This window comes from Streptomyces sp. NPDC036822 (genome assembly GCF_055609145.1).
Genome location: NZ_JBVJPY010000001.1, coordinates 724,816 through 740,944 on the forward strand (window position 1 = coordinate 724,816; position 16,129 = coordinate 740,944).

The following is a 16,129-nucleotide window of genomic DNA, read 5'->3' on the forward strand; positions in this document are numbered from 1 at the left end:
CCGGAAACGGCCCGCCAGCGGCGCACCCGCCCCGGAGGAGCGGCCCGCGAGCCGGTGAGGGTGATCGCCGGTATACGGGAGATCAGCGGCGCGGAGCCGCCGAGGCTCACACCGCCGCCCGCACGCCCGTGAGAGGCGCGCGCCTCACAGCGCGCTCCTCGGCAGGCTGAGATCAGCGTTCCGTACGGGAAACAGTCGGGATGCCGACGGGTAACACCGGCCCCGCACTCTCGTGTCATGAGTACACGGATCGTGGTGGTCGGCGGCGGAACGGCGGGCGCCCGGCTCGCCCAGCGCCTGCCGGTCACCCTCCTCGGCGAAGAGCCGCACGCCCCCTACAACAGGGTGCTGCTCGCGGACGTCCTCGCCGGGCGGTACGCGCCGGAGGTGATCGCGCTGCCCGCTCCGCAGGAGCCGGTGCGGCGCGGTGTGCGGGCGGTGCGGATCGACCGCGCCGCCCGGATCGTGGAGTGCGAGGACGGGACGGCGGTCGGCTACGACCGGCTGGTCCTGGCGACCGGCTCCAACCCGGTGCTGCCCCCGCTGCGCGGACTGCGCGGCTCGCGGCTGCCGTCGGGCGTCCACCCGTTCCGTACGCTCGACGACTGCCTGGAGCTGCGCGCGCTGGTGCGTCCCGGGATCCGCGCGGTCGTCATCGGCGGCGGACTCCTCGGAGTCTCGGCCGCCCGCGCGTTGGCCGCTCTGGGCGCCGAGGTCGTGCTGACCCAGCAGGGCGAGCGCCTGATGGAGCGGCAGCTGGACGAGCAGGCGTCGGTGCTGCTGCGGGAGCACGTGGAGTCCCTCGGGGTGGAAGTGCACACCGAGTGCCGCGTCAGCGGGCTGCGCCAGGCGGACGGCGCGGTGACGGCCGTCGAACTCGCCGACGGTTTCGTGCTCGACGCCCAGGTCGTGGTGCTGGCCTGCGGGGTCAGGCCGCGTATCGGCCTGGCCCGGGACGCGGGCCTCGAGGTCCGCACCGGCATCGTCGTGGACGACGAGCTGAGGACCTCCGACCCGTTCATCCACGCCATCGGTGACTGCTCCGAGCACGACGGCCGGGTCTACGGCCTGGCGGGCCCGGCCCTGGAGCAGGCGGACGCCCTGGCAGGCGTCCTGCTCTCCACCACCACGGCCGATGCCTCCGACGCGGCCCGCACGGCGTCCGTGCCGTCGGCACCCGCCCCCGCCGGACAGGGCGCCCCGGCCCCCTACACCGGCACCCGGGCGCTGACCCGCCTCACCCTCGGCGGTGCCGAGTCGCTCGATCTCGCCGCCTTCGGCGACGCCACCCCCCGGCCGGGCGACGACGTCGTCCAGCTGACCGACGCCACCCGCCGCGCCTACCGCAAGGTCGTCGTCCGCGGAGACCGCCTGGTCGGCGGCGTGCTGCTCGGCGATCTCGCCGCGGTCGGTGCGCTCGCCCGGGCCTGGGAGGGCGACGAAGCCCTTCCGCCCGCTCCCCTGCTCCACCTGCTCACCCACGACGGAGGCTCCTGAGATGTCGACCATGCCCGCGCACACCCCCACTGTCGTCCTGGTCGGCCACGGAATGGTCGGCCAGCGCTTCCTGGAGGCACTGGCGGACCAGGGCGTCACCGAGCGCGCCCGGATCGTGGTGCTCTGCGAGGAGCCCCGCCCCGCCTACGACCGCGTCCAGCTGTCCTCGTACTTCAGCGGCCGCACCCCCGACGACCTCTCGATGGTCGAGGACGGCTTCATGGAGAAGCACGGCATCGAGCTGTACGTCGGCGACCCCGCCGAGGCGATCGACCGCGAGGCCCGTACGGTCACCGCCCGCTCCGGGCAGGTCTTCCCGTACGACACGCTGGTCCTGGCCACCGGCTCGTACCCCTTCGTGCCTCCCGTCCCCGGCAAGGACGCCCGCGGCTGTTTCGTCTACCGGACGATCGAGGACCTGCTCGCCATCGAGGAGTACGCGAAGACCTCGACGACCGGCGCGGTCGTCGGCGGCGGTCTGCTGGGCCTGGAGGCGGCCGGCGCGCTCAAGGGTCTCGGAATCGACACCCACGTCGTGGAGTTCGCGCCGCGGCTGATGCCGGTGCAGGTCGACGAGGGCGGTGGCGCGGCGCTGCTGCGCACGATCGAGCAGATGGGGCTGAGCGTCCACACGGGCACTGGCACCCAGGAGGTCGTGACCGAGGACGGCGTGGTCACCGGGATGCGCCTGTCGGACGGCTCCGAAGTGGCCGTCGACATGGTGGTCTTCTCCGCCGGTGTCCGGCCCCGGGACCAGCTGGCCCGCGACTGCGGCCTCACCGTCGGCGAGCGCGGGGGCATCGCGGTCGACGAGCAGTGCCGGACCTCCGACCCCGCCGTCTTCGCGATCGGCGAGTGCGCGCTGGCCTCGGACGGCCGGGTGTACGGCCTGGTGGCGCCCGGTTACGAGATGGCGCTGACGGCCGCGGCGACGATCGCCACCGCCGAGGAGCGGTCCTTCACCGGGGCGGACATGTCGACGAAGCTGAAGCTGCTCGGCGTGGACGTGGCGTCCTTCGGCGACGCGCACGGCACGGCCGAGGGCTGCCTCGACGTCGTGTACTCCGACTCCCGCTCCGGGGTCTACAAGAAGCTCGTGATCGACCAGGAGGGCAGGCTGCTCGGCGGTGTGCTGGTCGGTGACGCCGACTCGTACGGCATGCTGCGGCCGCTCACCGGCTCCGTGCCGCCCGTCTCCCCCGAGCAGCTGGTGCTTCCGGCGGGCGCCGGTGCCCCGGTCGCGCTCGGCCCGTCCGCGCTGCCGGACGACGCCGTCATCTGCTCCTGCCACAACGTCACCAAGCACGCGATCACCCAGTGCTCGACGCTGCCCGAGGTCAAGAAGTGCACCAAGGCAGGTACGGGCTGCGGCAGCTGCGTCAAGCTGATCGGCCAGCTGCTGCCGTCGGCCACCGACAAGGGGCTGTGCGGCTGCTTCTCGTACACCCGCAGCGAGCTGTACGAGATCACCCGCACGCTGCGGCTGACGTCCTTCGCCGAACTCCTCGACTCGCACGGCCGGCCCGAGGCGCGCGGCGGTGAGGGCTGCGAGGTCTGCAAGCCGACCGTCGGCTCGATCCTCGCCAGCCTGGCCCCGGCGCTCGAACTGGGCGGCTACATCCTCGACGGCGAGCAGGCCGCCCTCCAGGACACCAACGACCACTTCCTGGCCAACATGCAGCGCAACGGCTCCTACTCCGTCGTGCCGCGCATCCCGGGCGGCGAGATCACCCCGGAGAAGCTGATCGTGATCGGCGAGGTGGCCCGCGACTTCGGGCTCTACACCAAGCTCACCGGCGGTCAGCGGATCGACCTGTTCGGTGCCCGGGTCGACCAGCTGCCGGCGATCTGGACCCGGCTCGTCGACGCCGGCTTCGAGTCGGGCCACGCCTACGGCAAGTCGCTGCGCACGGTGAAGTCCTGCGTCGGACAGACCTGGTGCCGTTACGGCGTGCAGGACTCGGTGAAGATGGCGATCCAGCTGGAGCTGCGCTACCGCGGCCTGCGCTCCCCGCACAAGCTGAAGTCGGCGGTCTCCGGCTGCGCCCGCGAGTGCGCGGAGGCCCAGTCGAAGGACTTCGGCATCATCGCCACGGCCAACGGCTGGAACCTGTACGTGGGCGGCAACGGCGGCGCGACCCCGCGTCACGCGGACCTGCTGGCCAAGGACCTCTCGGACGCCGAACTGGTGCGGCTGATCGACCGCTTCCTGATGTTCTACATCCGGACGGCCGACCGCCTGGAGCGCACCTCGACCTGGCTGGAGCGGCTGGAGGGCGGGCTCGCCCACCTGAAGGACGTGGTGGTGCACGACTCGCTGGGGCTGTGCGACGAGCTGGAGGCGCTGATGGCGGCGCACGTCGATGACTACCAGGACGAGTGGGCGCAGACGCTGGACGACCCGGACAGGCTGCGCCGCTTCGTCTCCTTCGTCAACGCGCCGGACGCGCCGGACCCCTCGGTCAAGTTCGTCCCGGAGCGCGACCAGATCAAGCCGGACCTGACGGTCCTCACCATCGGATCTCTGGAAAGGGTCTGAAGCAGATGAAGCTCGAACTCTCCCACGACGTGGCGGCGGACGCGTGGACCGCGATCTGCGACGAGTCCCGGCTGACGCCGGGCCGGGGCGTGGCGGCGCTGCTGCCGGACGGCCGGCAGGCGGCGCTCTTCAAGGACCGCTCGGGCCGCGCGTACGCGATCGACAACCGCGATCCCTTCACCGGCGCGCAGGTGCTGTCCCGCGGGCTGCTGGGGTCGGCGGGCGGGCGGCCCTTCGTGGCCTCGCCGCTGCTGAAGCAGCGCTTCGACCTGGAGACGGGCCGGTGCCTGGACGACGACGAGGTGACGGTGACGGTGTATCCGGTCCGCACGATCTGACGCGCTCCGGACGGTCCGACGGTCTCCGCACAACGGGGTGCGGGGCCCGGAGGCCGGCCGGAGACGTTGTTGACCGATCGTTCCAGATTGATCTAGGGTCGCGATCGTGGCCAGGACCAAGGAATTCGATCCGGACGCCGCGCTCCACGCAGCGCTCGAGCTGTTCTGGGAGCGCGGTTACGAGGCGACGTCGATGTCACACCTCGTGGAGCACCTGGGGATCGGCCGCGCCAGCATCTACGCCACCTTCGGCAACAAGCACCAGTTGTACATGAAGGCGATGGACCGCTACCTCGCGACGCGGGACCCGCTGATGACCGAGGAGCTGTCCCAGCCGGGGCCGGCGCTGCCCGCCGTGCGCACGCTGGTGCGGCGGTTCGCCGCCGAGGCGGGGGCGGACGGGACCCGGACGCACGGGTGTTTCCTCACCAACTCGGCGGCCGAGCTGGGCGCGCGCGACGACACCGTGGCGCGCCGGGTGGAGCTGAGCTGGGAGCAGATGGAGACCCTGCTGCACGCCTCGCTCACCCGGGCACGCGCCCAGGGCGAGCTGCCCGCGGACCGCGATCCGCGGGCGCTGGCCCGGATGCTCCTGGTCCTGATGCAGGGCATCCGCCTGGTCGGCAAGGCCTCGTCGGACCCGGCGAGGGTCCGGGACGCGGCGGAGCAGGCACTGGCACTGCTGGACTGAGAACGGAAGAGGAGGGCGCCCCGCGGCGCCCCTTTTTTCGGACCGAATACTGGAACGTACGGTCAAGAAAAACCTGGGAGTCGATACCGCATGCCCGCACGCTTCACGCACAAGACCGTCCTCGTCACCGGCGCCGGCACCGGCCTGGGGCGGGGCATCGCGCTCGCCTTCGCCGCCGAGGGCGCGAGGGTGGTCGTCTCCGGCCGCCGCGCCGCCCCCCTGGACGAGACCGTGTCCCTGATCGAGGCGGCCGGCGGCACCGCGGCCGCCGTCACCGCCGACGTGTCCCGGGCCGAGGACGCCCGCGCGCTGGTGGCCCGGACCGTCGAGATCTTCGGTGGCCTCGACGTCGCGGTGAACAACGCCGGGATCTTCCGGGGCGGGCACGCGGCCGCCGACTTCCCGCTGGACGACTGGCGGGCCCTGCTCGACGTCAACGTCACCGGCGTCCTGCACGCGCTCCAGGCCGAGGTCGCCCACATGCGGGCCCACGGCGGGGGCGCCGTCGTCAACATCTCGTCCAACCTCGGCGCGCACGTCCGCATCCCGGGCGTCTTCGGCTACCAGGTCTCCAAGGCGGCCGTCTCCGCGCTCACCCGCGCAGCAGCCCTCGACCACATCGCCGACGGCGTCCGGATCAACGCCGTCAGCCCCGGCCCTTCGGAGTCCACGATGTCGCTGCTGCCGGGCGAGACCGAGGGCGAGCGGGAGGTCCGGATGAAGGACCAGTCGCCGCTCGGCCGCATCTCGTCCGCCGCGGAGGTCGCGGCCGCGGTGCTCTATCTCGCCTCGGAGGACGCCGGCTCGGTCGTGGGTGCGGACCTGGTGATCGACGGCGGCGTCTCCGCCTGACGCCCCGGGCGGGATCTCAGCCCTCGATTGCGTCCATCCAGGCCAGCTCCCAGTGGTGGCCGTCCGGGTCCGTGAAGGACCGGCCGTACATGAAGCCGTGGTCCTGGGCCTCCGCCGCCGGAGAGCCGCCGCTCGCCAGGGCCGTGTCGGCGAGCCGGTCGACCTCCTCCCGGCTGTCCGCGCTGAGCGCGAGCAGCACCTCGGAGGTCTTCGAGGCGTCCGCGATCTCCTTGCCGGGCGCGGTGAAGTCCTTGAAGCGGGGCTCGGTCATCAGCATCGCGAAGATCGTGTCGCTGATGACCAGACACGCGGTGTTCTCGTCGCTGAACTGCGGGTTGAAGGAGTAGCCGAGCTTGCTCCAGAAGCTCTTCGAGGTGTCGAGGTCCTTCACCGGCAGGTTCACGAAGATCATCTGGGCCTGGCGGTCTCTCCTCTGTGCGGCAGGTGCGTCGCGCGCTCCGTTGCGGCGCTTTCACGAGGTAAGACGTCGGGGGCGGGCGGAACTCATCGCCGCTCCGAAGATTTTCCCGGAGATTTTTTGCGGGGCCCGGCAGAACGCCCCGCCCCCGTCGGGTCCGGGCCGGGCCGCCGCCCGCGCGCCCGTCACGCAGAGCCATCAGGCACCCGCCGCTTCCCCTTCACCGGGTGTTGCTGCACAGTCAATGCGGCACCTCTAGCTTCCGGAAGCGCGCGACCCCGCCGCCGACCGGGCGGCGGGGCGGTCATCACCACCCCCTCTGGAGTGAGACGTGGAGCGACGCAGTTTCCTGCGTGGAGCGGTCATCGGCACGTCGGCCGCCGCCTTCGGCGGCACCCTCATGCGCGGGGCCGCCTACGCGGCCCCCGCCCAGCCCGGCGCCGGTCCCTACGGGGCCCTGGGCGCCGCCGACGCCAACGGCATCCAGCTGCCCAGCGGTTTCACCAGCCGGGTGATCGCCCGGTCCGGCCAGAAGGTCGGCGGCACGGCGTACACCTGGCACAACGCCCCGGACGGCGGCGCCTGTTTCGCCGACGGCTCGGGCTGGATCTACGTCTCCAACTCGGAGATCAATCCCGGCGGCGGCGCGGGCGCGGTGAAGTTCGACTCCGCGGGCTCCGTCGTCGGCGCCTACCGCATCCTCTCCAACACCCGCACCAACTGCGCGGGCGGCAAGACCCCCTGGAACACCTGGCTCTCCTGTGAGGAGGTCAGCCTCGGATACGTCTACGAGACCGATCCGTACGGCGTGAACGCGGCCGTACGCCGGGACGCGATGGGCCGCTTCAAGCACGAGGCCGCCGCGGCCGACCCGGTCCGCAAGGTGATCTACCTGACCGAGGACGAGACCAGCGGCTGCTTCTACCGGTTCATCCCCACCACCTGGGGCAACCTCTCCTCCGGGACGCTCCAGGTCATGGTCGCCGGAACCGCCACCTCCGGCTCCTTCACCTGGCAGAACGTCCCGGACCCGGACGGTTCGCCGACCGTGACGCGCAGCCAGGTCGCCGCCTCGAAGAAGTTCAACGGCGGCGAGGGCTGCCACTACGCCAACGACACCGTCTGGTTCACCACCAAGGGCGACAACCGCCTCTGGCAGCTCAACCTCACCAACAACACCTACGAGCTGGCCTACGACGACTCGCTGGTGTCCGGCGGCGGCGCCCCGCTCACGGGTGTCGACAACGTCACCGGCTCCTCCTCCGGCGACCTGTTCATCGCCGAGGACGGCGGCAACATGGAGATCTGCATCATCACCCCGGACGACGTCGTCGCCCCCTTCCTGCGGATCAACGGCCAGTCCGGCTCCGAGATCACCGGACCGGCCTTCTCCCCCGATGGCAGGCGGCTGTACTTCTCCAGCCAGCGGGGCACGACCGGCAGCTCCTCCGGAGGCATCACCTACGAGGTGACGGGCCCGTTCCGCGCCTGACGCCCGTGAGGTGGCGGGCCGTTGCGCCGTTGAGCCTCACGACGTGACGGGCCCGTTCCGCACGTAGCACCGTTCCTCCGCGCGCCGTTGGGCGCTGCCCAGCAGGGCGGCGCCCAACGGCGTCAGCGTGTGCAGGACGGCGTTGCCGTGGCGCAGGGTGGAGACGAGTCCCGCCTCCCGCAGCACGCCCGCGTGCTGGCTCGCGGAGGCCAGCGACACCCCTGCCCTGCGGGCCAGTTCGCTGGTGGTGCCGCCGTCGCCGATGGCGTGCAGGACGGCGGAGCGGGTGTTGCCCACCAGCTTCGCCAGCGAGGAGCCGCCCGGCGCGCGCACCGTCGGGGCCTCGCAGTGCGTGACCGGGTAGACGAGCACCGGCGGCAGCGCGGGGTCGCGGAGCACCACCGGGGTGCCGCGGCAGAAGTACGAGGGCTGGAGCAGCAGCCCCCTGCCGTCGAGGTGGAGGTCGCGGTCGACGGGATAGTCGGCCTCCAGGACCGGCGAGCGCCAGCGGAGCATCGGCGGGAGGGAGGCGAGCAGTTCGTCGGCTCCACCGTCGAGCAGGGCGCGGCCGCGCACGGCGCGGTCGGCCTCGACGCGGGCGCGGACGTCGGGCCAGTACGGCTCGATGGCGGCCCGGTGGTAGCCGCGCAGGGCGCCGATGAGCCGGCTGAACGGTTCCGCGCCGCCTTCGGCGAGCGCGCGCAGCGAGTGCGGCACGGTCCGGCCGCCGGCGCGGTCGGCACCAAGCAGCGACAGTTCGGTGTGCAGCCGGGCGGCCGGGGTCGCACGGACCGCCTCCAGGCCCTCGTCGAGGCCGCTGACGCCCTCGGCGGGGGTCAGGAAGTCGGGGAAGTAACCGCGACTGGGGATGAGGGCGGCGAGCAGTCGCGTCTCACCGTTGAGCCGTGTGCGGGTTTCCGAGCGCCATTCTCCGTAGACGACGGGCCCACGCCGGTCCCTTAAACGGTGAAAACTGAGAATCGTTTCCCATAGAACGTCCGGCCGGGCTGCCATGCGCACCCCCGCCAAGTCGTTTCCTGTGAAATGAATCCGGAGCATCGAACCCCCACCTGTGCACTCGCAACCACCCCCTTCAATGAGTATGCACAGCATCACTGCACGTTACCAGGGTGTTTCAGCCACACTTGAAAAGCATCGCGGAGGACGGGGGCAAACCGAAAAGCTGTGCGTGTCGGGCAGGAAACCTTCAGGACCGAGGTGACGTGACGAAGACCGTGGGGGGCTTCGCACGTCCGGCGGCGGTCGGCGAGGTTGCGGCTCACCTGCCTGGCACGGGTAAACGGGCGCGGCCACCGGGTGGGGATCCGGTGGCCGCGCCCAGCTCGTTCTTTGCGGTACCAATCGTGAAAAGGTTCAACGGCGAATAATCCAACCGCGCGTAATTGAACAGGAACTCACATCCTGCCCAACACCCGGGTGCGGGACGAACCGGCACTATGCGCGCGGACGAAATACGACGGGGCGGACACCTCCGCACAAGGTGTCCGCCCCGTCTCTCTTGCGACCCGGAGCCGCCGCCCGCCGGTGAGGGTGGTGTTGACCGACGGCGGCTCCGGTGGCCTTTGCTACTGAACGGGAGTTCAGCGGCTGTCGCTGCCGCTCGACTGCGCCGCCGCGCGGCCGGCCTCCAGGCGCGCCACCGGGATCCGGAACGGCGAGCAGGAGACGTAGTCGAGGCCCACCTCGTGGAAGAAGTGCACCGACTCCGGGTCGCCGCCGTGCTCGCCGCAGACGCCGAGCTTGAGGTCCGGGCGGGTGGCCCGGCCGGCCTCCACCGCGCTGCGCACGAGGGCGCCGACGCCGTCCTTGTCGATGGTCTCGAACGGCGAGACACCGAAGATGCCCTTCTCCAGGTACGCGGTGAAGAAGCTGGCCTCCACGTCGTCGCGGGAGAAGCCCCACACCGTCTGGGTGAGGTCGTTCGTGCCGAAGGAGAAGAACTCGGCGGCCTCGGCGATCTGGCCGGCGGTCAGCGCGGCACGGGGCAGCTCGATCATGGTGCCGAGCGCGAGCTTCAGCTCGACGCCGGTCTGCGCCTGGACCTCGGCGATGACGCCCTCGGCCTCCTCGCGGACGATCTCCAGCTCCTGGACGGTGCCGACGAGCGGGATCATGATCTCGGCGCGCGGGTCGCCCTTGGCGTCGATCCGCTGGGCCGCGGCCTCGGCGATCGCCCGGACCTGCATGGCGAAGAGGCCGGGGATGACCAGGCCGAGGCGGACACCGCGCAGACCCAGCATCGGGTTCTGCTCGTGCAGCCGGTGCACGGCCTGGAGAAGGCGCAGGTCGTTCTCGTTCGCGTCCTTGCGGGACTCGGCGAGGGCGACGCGGACCGACAGCTCGGTGATGTCGGGGAGGAACTCGTGCAGCGGCGGGTCGAGCAGCCGGACCGTGACGGGCAGGCCGTCCATGGCCTCGAACAGCTCGATGAAGTCCTGCTTCTGCTGCGGCAGGAGGGCGTTCAGGGCCTCCGTGCGCTCCTCGTCCGTGTCGGCGAGGATCAGCTTCTCGACCATCTCGCGGCGCTCGCCGAGGAACATGTGCTCGGTGCGGCACAGGCCGATGCCCTGGGCGCCGAAGCGGCGGGCCCGCAGGGCGTCCTCGGCGTTGTCGGCGTTGGCGCGGACCCGCAGCCGGCGGACGCGGTCCGCGTAGGCCATGATCCGGTGCACGGCGGAGACCAGCTCGTCGGCGTCGTCCGCGCCGGCGTGCATGCGGCCCTCGAAGTACTCGACGACCGGCGAGGGTACGACCGGTACCTCGCCGAGGTACACCTTGCCGGTGGAGCCGTCGATGGAGACGACGTCGCCCTCCTCGACGACCTGCCCGCCGGAGGTGGTCATCCGGCGGCGCTTGGTGTCGACCTCGAGCTCCTCGGCCCCGCAGACACAGGTCTTGCCCATGCCGCGGGCGACGACGGCGGCGTGCGACGTCTTGCCGCCGCGCGAGGTCAGGATGCCCTCGGCGGCGATCATGCCGTCCAGGTCGTCCGGGTTGGTCTCACGGCGGATCAGGATGACCTTCTCGCCGGAGCGGGACCACTTGACGGCCGTGTACGAGTCGAAGACGGCCTTGCCGACGGCCGCGCCCGGCGAGGCGGCGATGCCGCGCCCGATCTGCTCGACCTTGGTGTTCTCGTCGAACTTGGGGAACATCAGCTGGGCGAGCTGGGCGCCGTTGACGCGCTGGAGCGCCTCGGCCTCGTCGATCAGGCCCTGGTCCACGAGCTGGGTGGCGATCCGGAAGGCGGCACCGGCGGTGCGCTTGCCGACGCGGGTCTGCAGCATCCACAGCTGACCGCGCTCGATCGTGAACTCGATGTCGCAGAGGTCCTTGTAGTGGGTCTCCAGCGTCTCCATGATCTGCATCAGCTGGTCGTACGACTTCTTGTCGATCGACTCGAGTTCGGCGAGCGGCACGGTGTTGCGGATACCCGCGACGACGTCCTCGCCCTGCGCGTTCTGCAGGTAGTCGCCGTAGACGCCCTGGTGGCCGGAGGCGGGGTCGCGGGTGAAGGCGACGCCGGTGCCGGAGTCCGGGCCGAGGTTGCCGAAGACCATCGAGCAGACGTTCACGGCGGTGCCGAGGTCGTGCGGGATGCGCTCCTGGCGACGGTAGAGCTTGGCGCGGTCGGTGTTCCAGGAGTTGAAGACGGCCTCGATGGCGAGGTCCATCTGCTCGCGCGGGTCCTGGGGGAACTCGCGGCCGGCCTCGGCCTTCACGATCTTCTTGAACTGCTTGACGAGCTTCTTCAGGTCGGCGGCGTCGAGGTCGGTGTCGACGGTGACCTTCTTGGCGGCCTTGGCCTCGTCGAGCGCGTCCTCGAAGAGCTCGCCCTCGACGTCGAGGACGGTCTTGCCGAACATCTGGATGAGGCGGCGGTACGAGTCCCAGGCGAAGCGCTCGTCCCCGGCCTGGGCGGCGAGACCGGCGACGGACTCGTCCGACAGGCCGATGTTGAGGACCGTGTCCATCATGCCGGGCATCGAGAACTTGGCGCCCGAGCGTACGGAGACGAGCAGCGGGTCGTCGGCCTGGCCGAGCTTCTTGCCCATCTTCTGCTCGAGAGCGTCGAGGTGCGCGCTCACCTCGTCGCGGAGCTCGACCGGCTCGGAGCCGCTGTCGAGGTAGACCTTGCACGCCTCGGTGGTGATCGTGAAGCCGGGAGGTACCGGCAGGCCGAGGTTGGTCATCTCGGCCAGGTTCGCGCCCTTACCGCCGAGGAGGTCCTTCAGGTCCCTGTTGCCCTCGGTGAAGTCGTACACGAACTTCTGATCTTTGTTTTCCGACACGGGTCTCGACTCCTCGACGACTCGGTGGCTGCCCTGACGGCGAGGAACATACCCAGATCGAAGGCTTCTGGGGAGGTACGCCTAGCGGTCATCAGGGCTTAACCACCCGTCCGCCACCAGATCGAAAGTAACCGAGGGGTAGCTTCCGCTTTCAGGCTCCGAAGCCCACTTGACTCATTCCTGAGCTTACGCGCTCAGGCGAGCGCATGGGCGGGCATTTGCGTTCACCTTCTGAACGCAAGAGGGGTGGCACCCAGTGCCACCCCTCCAGGAGTCCAACGCCTCGTAATCCGCTCATCTGAGCACACCCCCTATCAAGGGTGGTGAGGATCACGCCGCGAAATCGGCTTGTTTCCCATCATCCGGACGGGACGAGGGCCGTTCGTGGACAGCTCCGGATCGCGCGCTCCGCACCCGTGTCAGCCCCCTGACGTGTCGAGTTCCGCCTCTTCGCCGACGCCCGCGCAGTCGTAGGGGTCCTTCAGCCAGCCGTCCGGAAGCACCACCCGGTTGTTGCCCGACGTGCGCCCCCGGGGGCCGTCGGCACCCACCGGCCAGGGCTGGTCCAGGTCCAGCTCGCTCAACTGAGCGCTCAGCTCCTCCAGGGACGAGGTGATCGCCAGTTTCTTGCGCATCTCGGACCCGACGGAGAAGCCCTTGAGGTACCAGGCCACGTGCTTGCGGAAGTCGATGACCCCGCGCGACTCGTCCCCGAGCCACTCGCCGAGCAGCCGCGCGTGCCGGACCATCGCGTCCGCGACCTCCCGCAGCCCCGGCTGGGCGTAGGAGCCCCTGCCCTCGAAGCCGGCGACGAGATCGGCGAAGAGCCACGGCCGGCCCAGGCAGCCGCGTCCCACGACCACACCGTCGCAGCCGGTCTCGCGCATCATCCGCAGCGCGTCGTCGGCCGACCAGATGTCGCCGTTGCCGAGCACCGGGATCTCCGGCACGTGCTCCTTGAGGCGCGCGATCGCGTCCCAGTCCGCCGTGCCGCCGTAGTGCTGGGCCGCCGTCCGCCCGTGCAGGGCGATCGCCGTGACGCCCTCCTCCACGGCGATGCGCCCGGCGTCGAGATAGGTGATGTGGTCGTCGTCGATGCCCTTGCGCATCTTCATCGTGACCGGCAGGTCGCCCGCGTTCGACACGGCCTCGTGCAGGATCGCGCGCAGCAGCGGCCGCTTGTACGGGAGGGCCGAGCCGCCGCCCTTGCGCGTGACCTTGGGCACCGGGCAGCCGAAGTTCAGGTCGATGTGGTCGGCCAGGTCCTCGTCCACGATCATCCGCACGGCCTTGCCGACCGTCACCGGGTCGACGCCGTACAGCTGTATGGAGCGCGGCTTCTCGCTGTCGTCGAAGCGGATGAGCTGCATCGTCTTCTCGTTGCGCTCGACCAGCGCCCGCGTCGTGATCATCTCGCTGACGAACAGCCCCTTGCCGCCGCTGAACTCGCGGCAGAGGGTGCGAAAGGGGGCGTTGGTGATGCCGGCCATCGGGGCGAGCACCACCGGCGGCTGCACGATGTGCGGCCCGATGGCGAGAGGGGAGAACGCGGTCATGGAGCCATTGTCCCGCACCGCCGGAGCCTTCCGTCCGTGGAGGGCCAGGCCGCTACCTACCCGGATGGCACAGGGTGCCTCCCGCACGCCGACGCCGCCACGCGCCCTCGGCGCCCTTCACCCCTCGACGGTGGGCGCACGGGCGCGGCGAGGCGCCCGTGAGGTCCGGGCGCCCCGGAGGGGGCCGCGCACGAGGGCCCGGGTCGCCTGCGCGACCCGGGCCCTCGACGTCCTGCCTGTTCCTACTTCTCGCCGCCCGTGGCGCCTTCGGCGCTCTCCGCGGCTTCGCCGCTCCCGGTGCTCTCCGCACCCAGCGCGCGCTCGCGCATCTTCCTCAGCAGCTCCTGCTTGTGGTCGACCGCCGCCTTGCGGTCGGCGCTGCTGTTCTGGACGGCGCCCTGCTGGTCGGCGCGGGACAGCTTCTTGCGCTGCCCGCCGACGCCGAGGAGGTTGTTGCGGCCCTTGGACATGGGGTTCTCCCATCAGTGAGGAATGCGGTGGTCGATCGGCCGGAGCCGCGCGGGGGTCGCGCCCGCGGCGCTCTCACTCGTAGATCTGGAAGAACGAAGACATGCCGAAGACGCTACCTCCCCGCCGTAGGGGGGTCACACCGTTTTTCCTCTCCACAGGACGAATGACAAACATTGAAATCTGTCAGCCGTCATGCCATGGTTGTCATGCGTCACTCCCCCGACGCTTCGCCCCCCTCTTCCGAGGAGACCTCCATGTCCTCCGCCCGCACCCTCCCCGCCCGCGCCCTCGGCGCCACCGGCCCCCACGTCTCCGCCCTCGGCCTCGGCTGCATGGGCATGTCCGCGCTGTACGGCGAGAGCGACCGCGCCGAGTCGATCGCCACCCTGCACGCCGCACTCGACGCGGGCGTCACGCTCCTGGACACCGGCGACTTCTACGGCATGGGGCACAACGAACTGCTGATCAACGAAGCCCTGCGGACAGCCCCCGCCGCCGCCCGCGAGAGGGCGCTGACCAGCGTGAAGTTCGGCGCTCTGCGCACGGTCGAGGGCGGCTTCACCGGCTATGACGGCCGCCCGGCCGCGGTGCGGAACTTCGCCGCGTATTCCCTCCAGCGTCTGGGCACGGACCACATCGACATCTACCGCATCGCCCGCGTCGACCCCGACGTGCCGATCGAGGAGACCGTGGGCGCCATCGCCGACCTGGTCGAGGCCGGCCACGTGCGGCACATCGGCCTTTCCGAGGTCGGCGCGGACACGCTGCGCCGGGCGGCGGCGGTCGCCCCGATCGCCGACCTCCAGATCGAGTACTCCCTGCTCTCCCGCTCCATCGAGGAGAAGATCCTCCCGACCGCCCGCGAGCTCGGCATCGGCATCACGGCGTACGGCGTCCTCTCGCGCGGTCTGATCAGCGGCCACTTCCCACGCGACCGCGAGCTGGCGCCGAGCGACTTCCGCGGGATGAGCCCGCGCTTCCAGGGCGACAACCTCCACCGGAACCTGGACCTGGTGGACCGGCTGCGGGCCGTCGCCGAGGCCAAGGGCGTCACGGTCGCGCAGACCGCGATCGCCTGGGTCCTCGCCCAGGGCCCGCGGCACGGCGCCGACATCGTCCCGCTGATCGGCGCCCGCCGCCGGGACCGCCTCGCAGAGGCGCTCGGCGCCCTGGACGTGACGCTGGACGCCGCCGACCTCGCCGCGATCGAGCAGGCCGTCCCGGCGGGCGCCGCGGCCGGCGAGCGCTATCCGGCGGCCCAGATGGCCCACCTGGACAGCGAACACTGATTCGCTCGGTGGCTGACAGGTACTGTCATTCCATGCCCACCGAGACCCTGACCGCCGAGCGCATCCTCGAAGTCACCGAGGAGGTGCTGCGGCGCTACGGCCCGGCGAAGGCCACGGTCGTCGACGTGGCCCGGGCCCTCGGCGTCAGCCACGGCAGCGTCTACCGCCACTTCCGTACGAAGGCGGCGCTGCGGGAGGCGGTGACGGGACGCTGGCTCTCCCGGACCGAGGCCGCCCTCGCGGACGTGGTCGCCGCCCCGGACCGCCAGGCGCCCGAGAAGCTGCGGGCCTGGCTCGCCACTCTCTTCGAGGCCAAGCGGCACAAGGCGGGCGACGACCCGGAGCTCTTCGCCACCTATCGGGTGCTGCTCGGCGAGAACAGCGGTGTGATCGAGGAGCACGTGAGCGCGCTGGTCGGACAGGTCCGCCACATCGTCGAGGAGGGCGCCCGCGAGGCGGAGTTCACCACCCCCGACCCCGAGGCCACGGCGCGCGCCGTCTTCGACGCGACCGCCCGCTTCCACGACCCTGCCTACGCCCCGGAGTGGCGCCGCCCCACGATCGACGCCGAGTTCGACGCGGTGGTGGACCTGCTGCTGCGCGGCCTGCACGCATAGGTCCCCGGCGGTCCCGCCGGGACGGCGCGGCGCGCGGGCCTGCCGCACGGTCGTGA

General features: G+C 71.2%; 13 protein-coding genes. 8 read left to right on the plus strand and 5 right to left on the minus strand.

The annotated features are described in order from the left end of the window. The first annotated feature begins 237 nt into the window (after nucleotides 1-237). The 5 genes from ACZ68P_RS03375 to ACZ68P_RS03395 all read left to right on the plus strand — a co-directional run bounded on the left by ACZ68P_RS03375 (nucleotide 238) and on the right by ACZ68P_RS03395 (nucleotide 5,917). Entirely contained in the window at nucleotides 238-1,497 is a 1,260-nt protein-coding gene (locus ACZ68P_RS03375) for an NAD(P)/FAD-dependent oxidoreductase (RefSeq protein ID WP_471001830.1), read from the plus strand. Nucleotide 1,498: 1 nt separating this feature from the next. After that, nucleotides 1,499-4,036, plus strand: a complete 2,538-nt coding sequence (nirB, locus tag ACZ68P_RS03380) for a nitrite reductase large subunit NirB (RefSeq protein ID WP_471001835.1) — start codon at nucleotides 1,499-1,501, stop codon at nucleotides 4,034-4,036. A gap of 5 nt (nucleotides 4,037-4,041) precedes the next feature. Next, a complete protein-coding gene (nirD, locus tag ACZ68P_RS03385; protein WP_365719306.1) occupies nucleotides 4,042-4,374 on the plus strand; it encodes a nitrite reductase small subunit NirD in 333 nt (110 codons plus the stop codon). A gap of 106 nt (nucleotides 4,375-4,480) precedes the next feature. Beyond that, nucleotides 4,481-5,065, plus strand: a complete 585-nt coding sequence (locus tag ACZ68P_RS03390; protein WP_471001838.1) for a TetR/AcrR family transcriptional regulator — start codon at nucleotides 4,481-4,483, stop codon at nucleotides 5,063-5,065. A 90-nt stretch (nucleotides 5,066-5,155) separates the two neighbouring features. Continuing rightward, nucleotides 5,156-5,917, plus strand: coding sequence for an SDR family NAD(P)-dependent oxidoreductase (locus ACZ68P_RS03395; RefSeq protein ID WP_471001841.1), 762 nt, complete (start codon nucleotides 5,156-5,158; stop codon nucleotides 5,915-5,917). Nucleotides 5,918-5,933: 16 nt separating this feature from the next. Here ACZ68P_RS03395 and ACZ68P_RS03400 read toward each other — a convergent pair whose 3' ends face one another. Beyond that, a complete protein-coding gene (locus ACZ68P_RS03400) occupies nucleotides 5,934-6,329 on the minus strand; it encodes a VOC family protein (RefSeq protein ID WP_471001845.1) in 396 nt (131 codons plus the stop codon). A gap of 337 nt (nucleotides 6,330-6,666) precedes the next feature. On the opposite strand from ACZ68P_RS03400, the gene ACZ68P_RS03405 reads away from it, so the two are divergent. After that, a complete protein-coding gene (locus tag ACZ68P_RS03405; RefSeq protein WP_471001847.1) occupies nucleotides 6,667-7,827 on the plus strand; it encodes a PhoX family protein in 1,161 nt (386 codons plus the stop codon). A gap of 36 nt (nucleotides 7,828-7,863) precedes the next feature. Here ACZ68P_RS03405 and ACZ68P_RS03410 read toward each other — a convergent pair whose 3' ends face one another. From ACZ68P_RS03410 to ACZ68P_RS03425, 4 genes are all read right to left on the minus strand, one after another. Next, nucleotides 7,864-8,886, minus strand: a complete 1,023-nt coding sequence (locus ACZ68P_RS03410) for an ArsR/SmtB family transcription factor (RefSeq protein WP_471001850.1) — start codon at nucleotides 8,884-8,886, stop codon at nucleotides 7,864-7,866. Between the two features lie 542 nt (nucleotides 8,887-9,428). Next, on the minus strand, nucleotides 9,429-12,140 hold the full coding sequence (gene ppdK / locus ACZ68P_RS03415; protein ID WP_471001853.1) for a pyruvate, phosphate dikinase: 2,712 nt from the start codon (nucleotides 12,138-12,140) through the stop codon (nucleotides 9,429-9,431). A 419-nt stretch (nucleotides 12,141-12,559) separates the two neighbouring features. After that, nucleotides 12,560-13,696 carry a tRNA dihydrouridine synthase DusB gene (gene dusB / locus ACZ68P_RS03420; RefSeq protein ID WP_471001856.1) on the minus strand — a complete coding sequence of 379 codons (1,137 nt, stop codon included), beginning with the start codon at nucleotides 13,694-13,696 and terminating at the stop codon, nucleotides 12,560-12,562. Nucleotides 13,697-13,938: 242 nt separating this feature from the next. Further along, nucleotides 13,939-14,166, minus strand: coding sequence for a DUF6243 family protein (locus ACZ68P_RS03425; RefSeq protein WP_471001859.1), 228 nt, complete (start codon nucleotides 14,164-14,166; stop codon nucleotides 13,939-13,941). Nucleotides 14,167-14,421: 255 nt separating this feature from the next. On the opposite strand from ACZ68P_RS03425, the gene ACZ68P_RS03430 reads away from it, so the two are divergent. After that, nucleotides 14,422-15,456 (plus strand): aldo/keto reductase, encoded by a 1,035-nt coding sequence (locus ACZ68P_RS03430; RefSeq protein ID WP_471001863.1) that lies wholly within the window; start codon nucleotides 14,422-14,424, stop codon nucleotides 15,454-15,456. A 32-nt stretch (nucleotides 15,457-15,488) separates the two neighbouring features. Then, a complete protein-coding gene (locus tag ACZ68P_RS03435) occupies nucleotides 15,489-16,073 on the plus strand; it encodes a TetR/AcrR family transcriptional regulator (RefSeq protein ID WP_471001866.1) in 585 nt (194 codons plus the stop codon). Nucleotides 16,074-16,129 lie beyond the last annotated feature (56 nt).

Coding starts and splice junctions, on each gene's coding strand:
- ACZ68P_RS03430 (WP_471001863.1), top strand. CDS start 14,422: ATGTCCTCCGCCCGCACCCTCCCCGCCCGCGCCCTCGGCGCCACCGGC.
- ACZ68P_RS03410 (WP_471001850.1), bottom strand. CDS start 8,886: ATGCTCCGGATTCATTTCACAGGAAACGACTTGGCGGGGGTGCGCATG.
- nirD (WP_365719306.1), top strand. CDS start 4,042: ATGAAGCTCGAACTCTCCCACGACGTGGCGGCGGACGCGTGGACCGCG.
- ACZ68P_RS03400 (WP_471001845.1), bottom strand. CDS start 6,329: ATGATCTTCGTGAACCTGCCGGTGAAGGACCTCGACACCTCGAAGAGC.
- ACZ68P_RS03375 (WP_471001830.1), top strand. CDS start 238: ATGAGTACACGGATCGTGGTGGTCGGCGGCGGAACGGCGGGCGCCCGG.
- dusB (WP_471001856.1), bottom strand. CDS start 13,696: ATGACCGCGTTCTCCCCTCTCGCCATCGGGCCGCACATCGTGCAGCCG.
- ACZ68P_RS03395 (WP_471001841.1), top strand. CDS start 5,156: ATGCCCGCACGCTTCACGCACAAGACCGTCCTCGTCACCGGCGCCGGC.
- nirB (WP_471001835.1), top strand. CDS start 1,499: ATGTCGACCATGCCCGCGCACACCCCCACTGTCGTCCTGGTCGGCCAC.
- ACZ68P_RS03425 (WP_471001859.1), bottom strand. CDS start 14,166: ATGTCCAAGGGCCGCAACAACCTCCTCGGCGTCGGCGGGCAGCGCAAG.
- ACZ68P_RS03435 (WP_471001866.1), top strand. CDS start 15,489: ATGCCCACCGAGACCCTGACCGCCGAGCGCATCCTCGAAGTCACCGAG.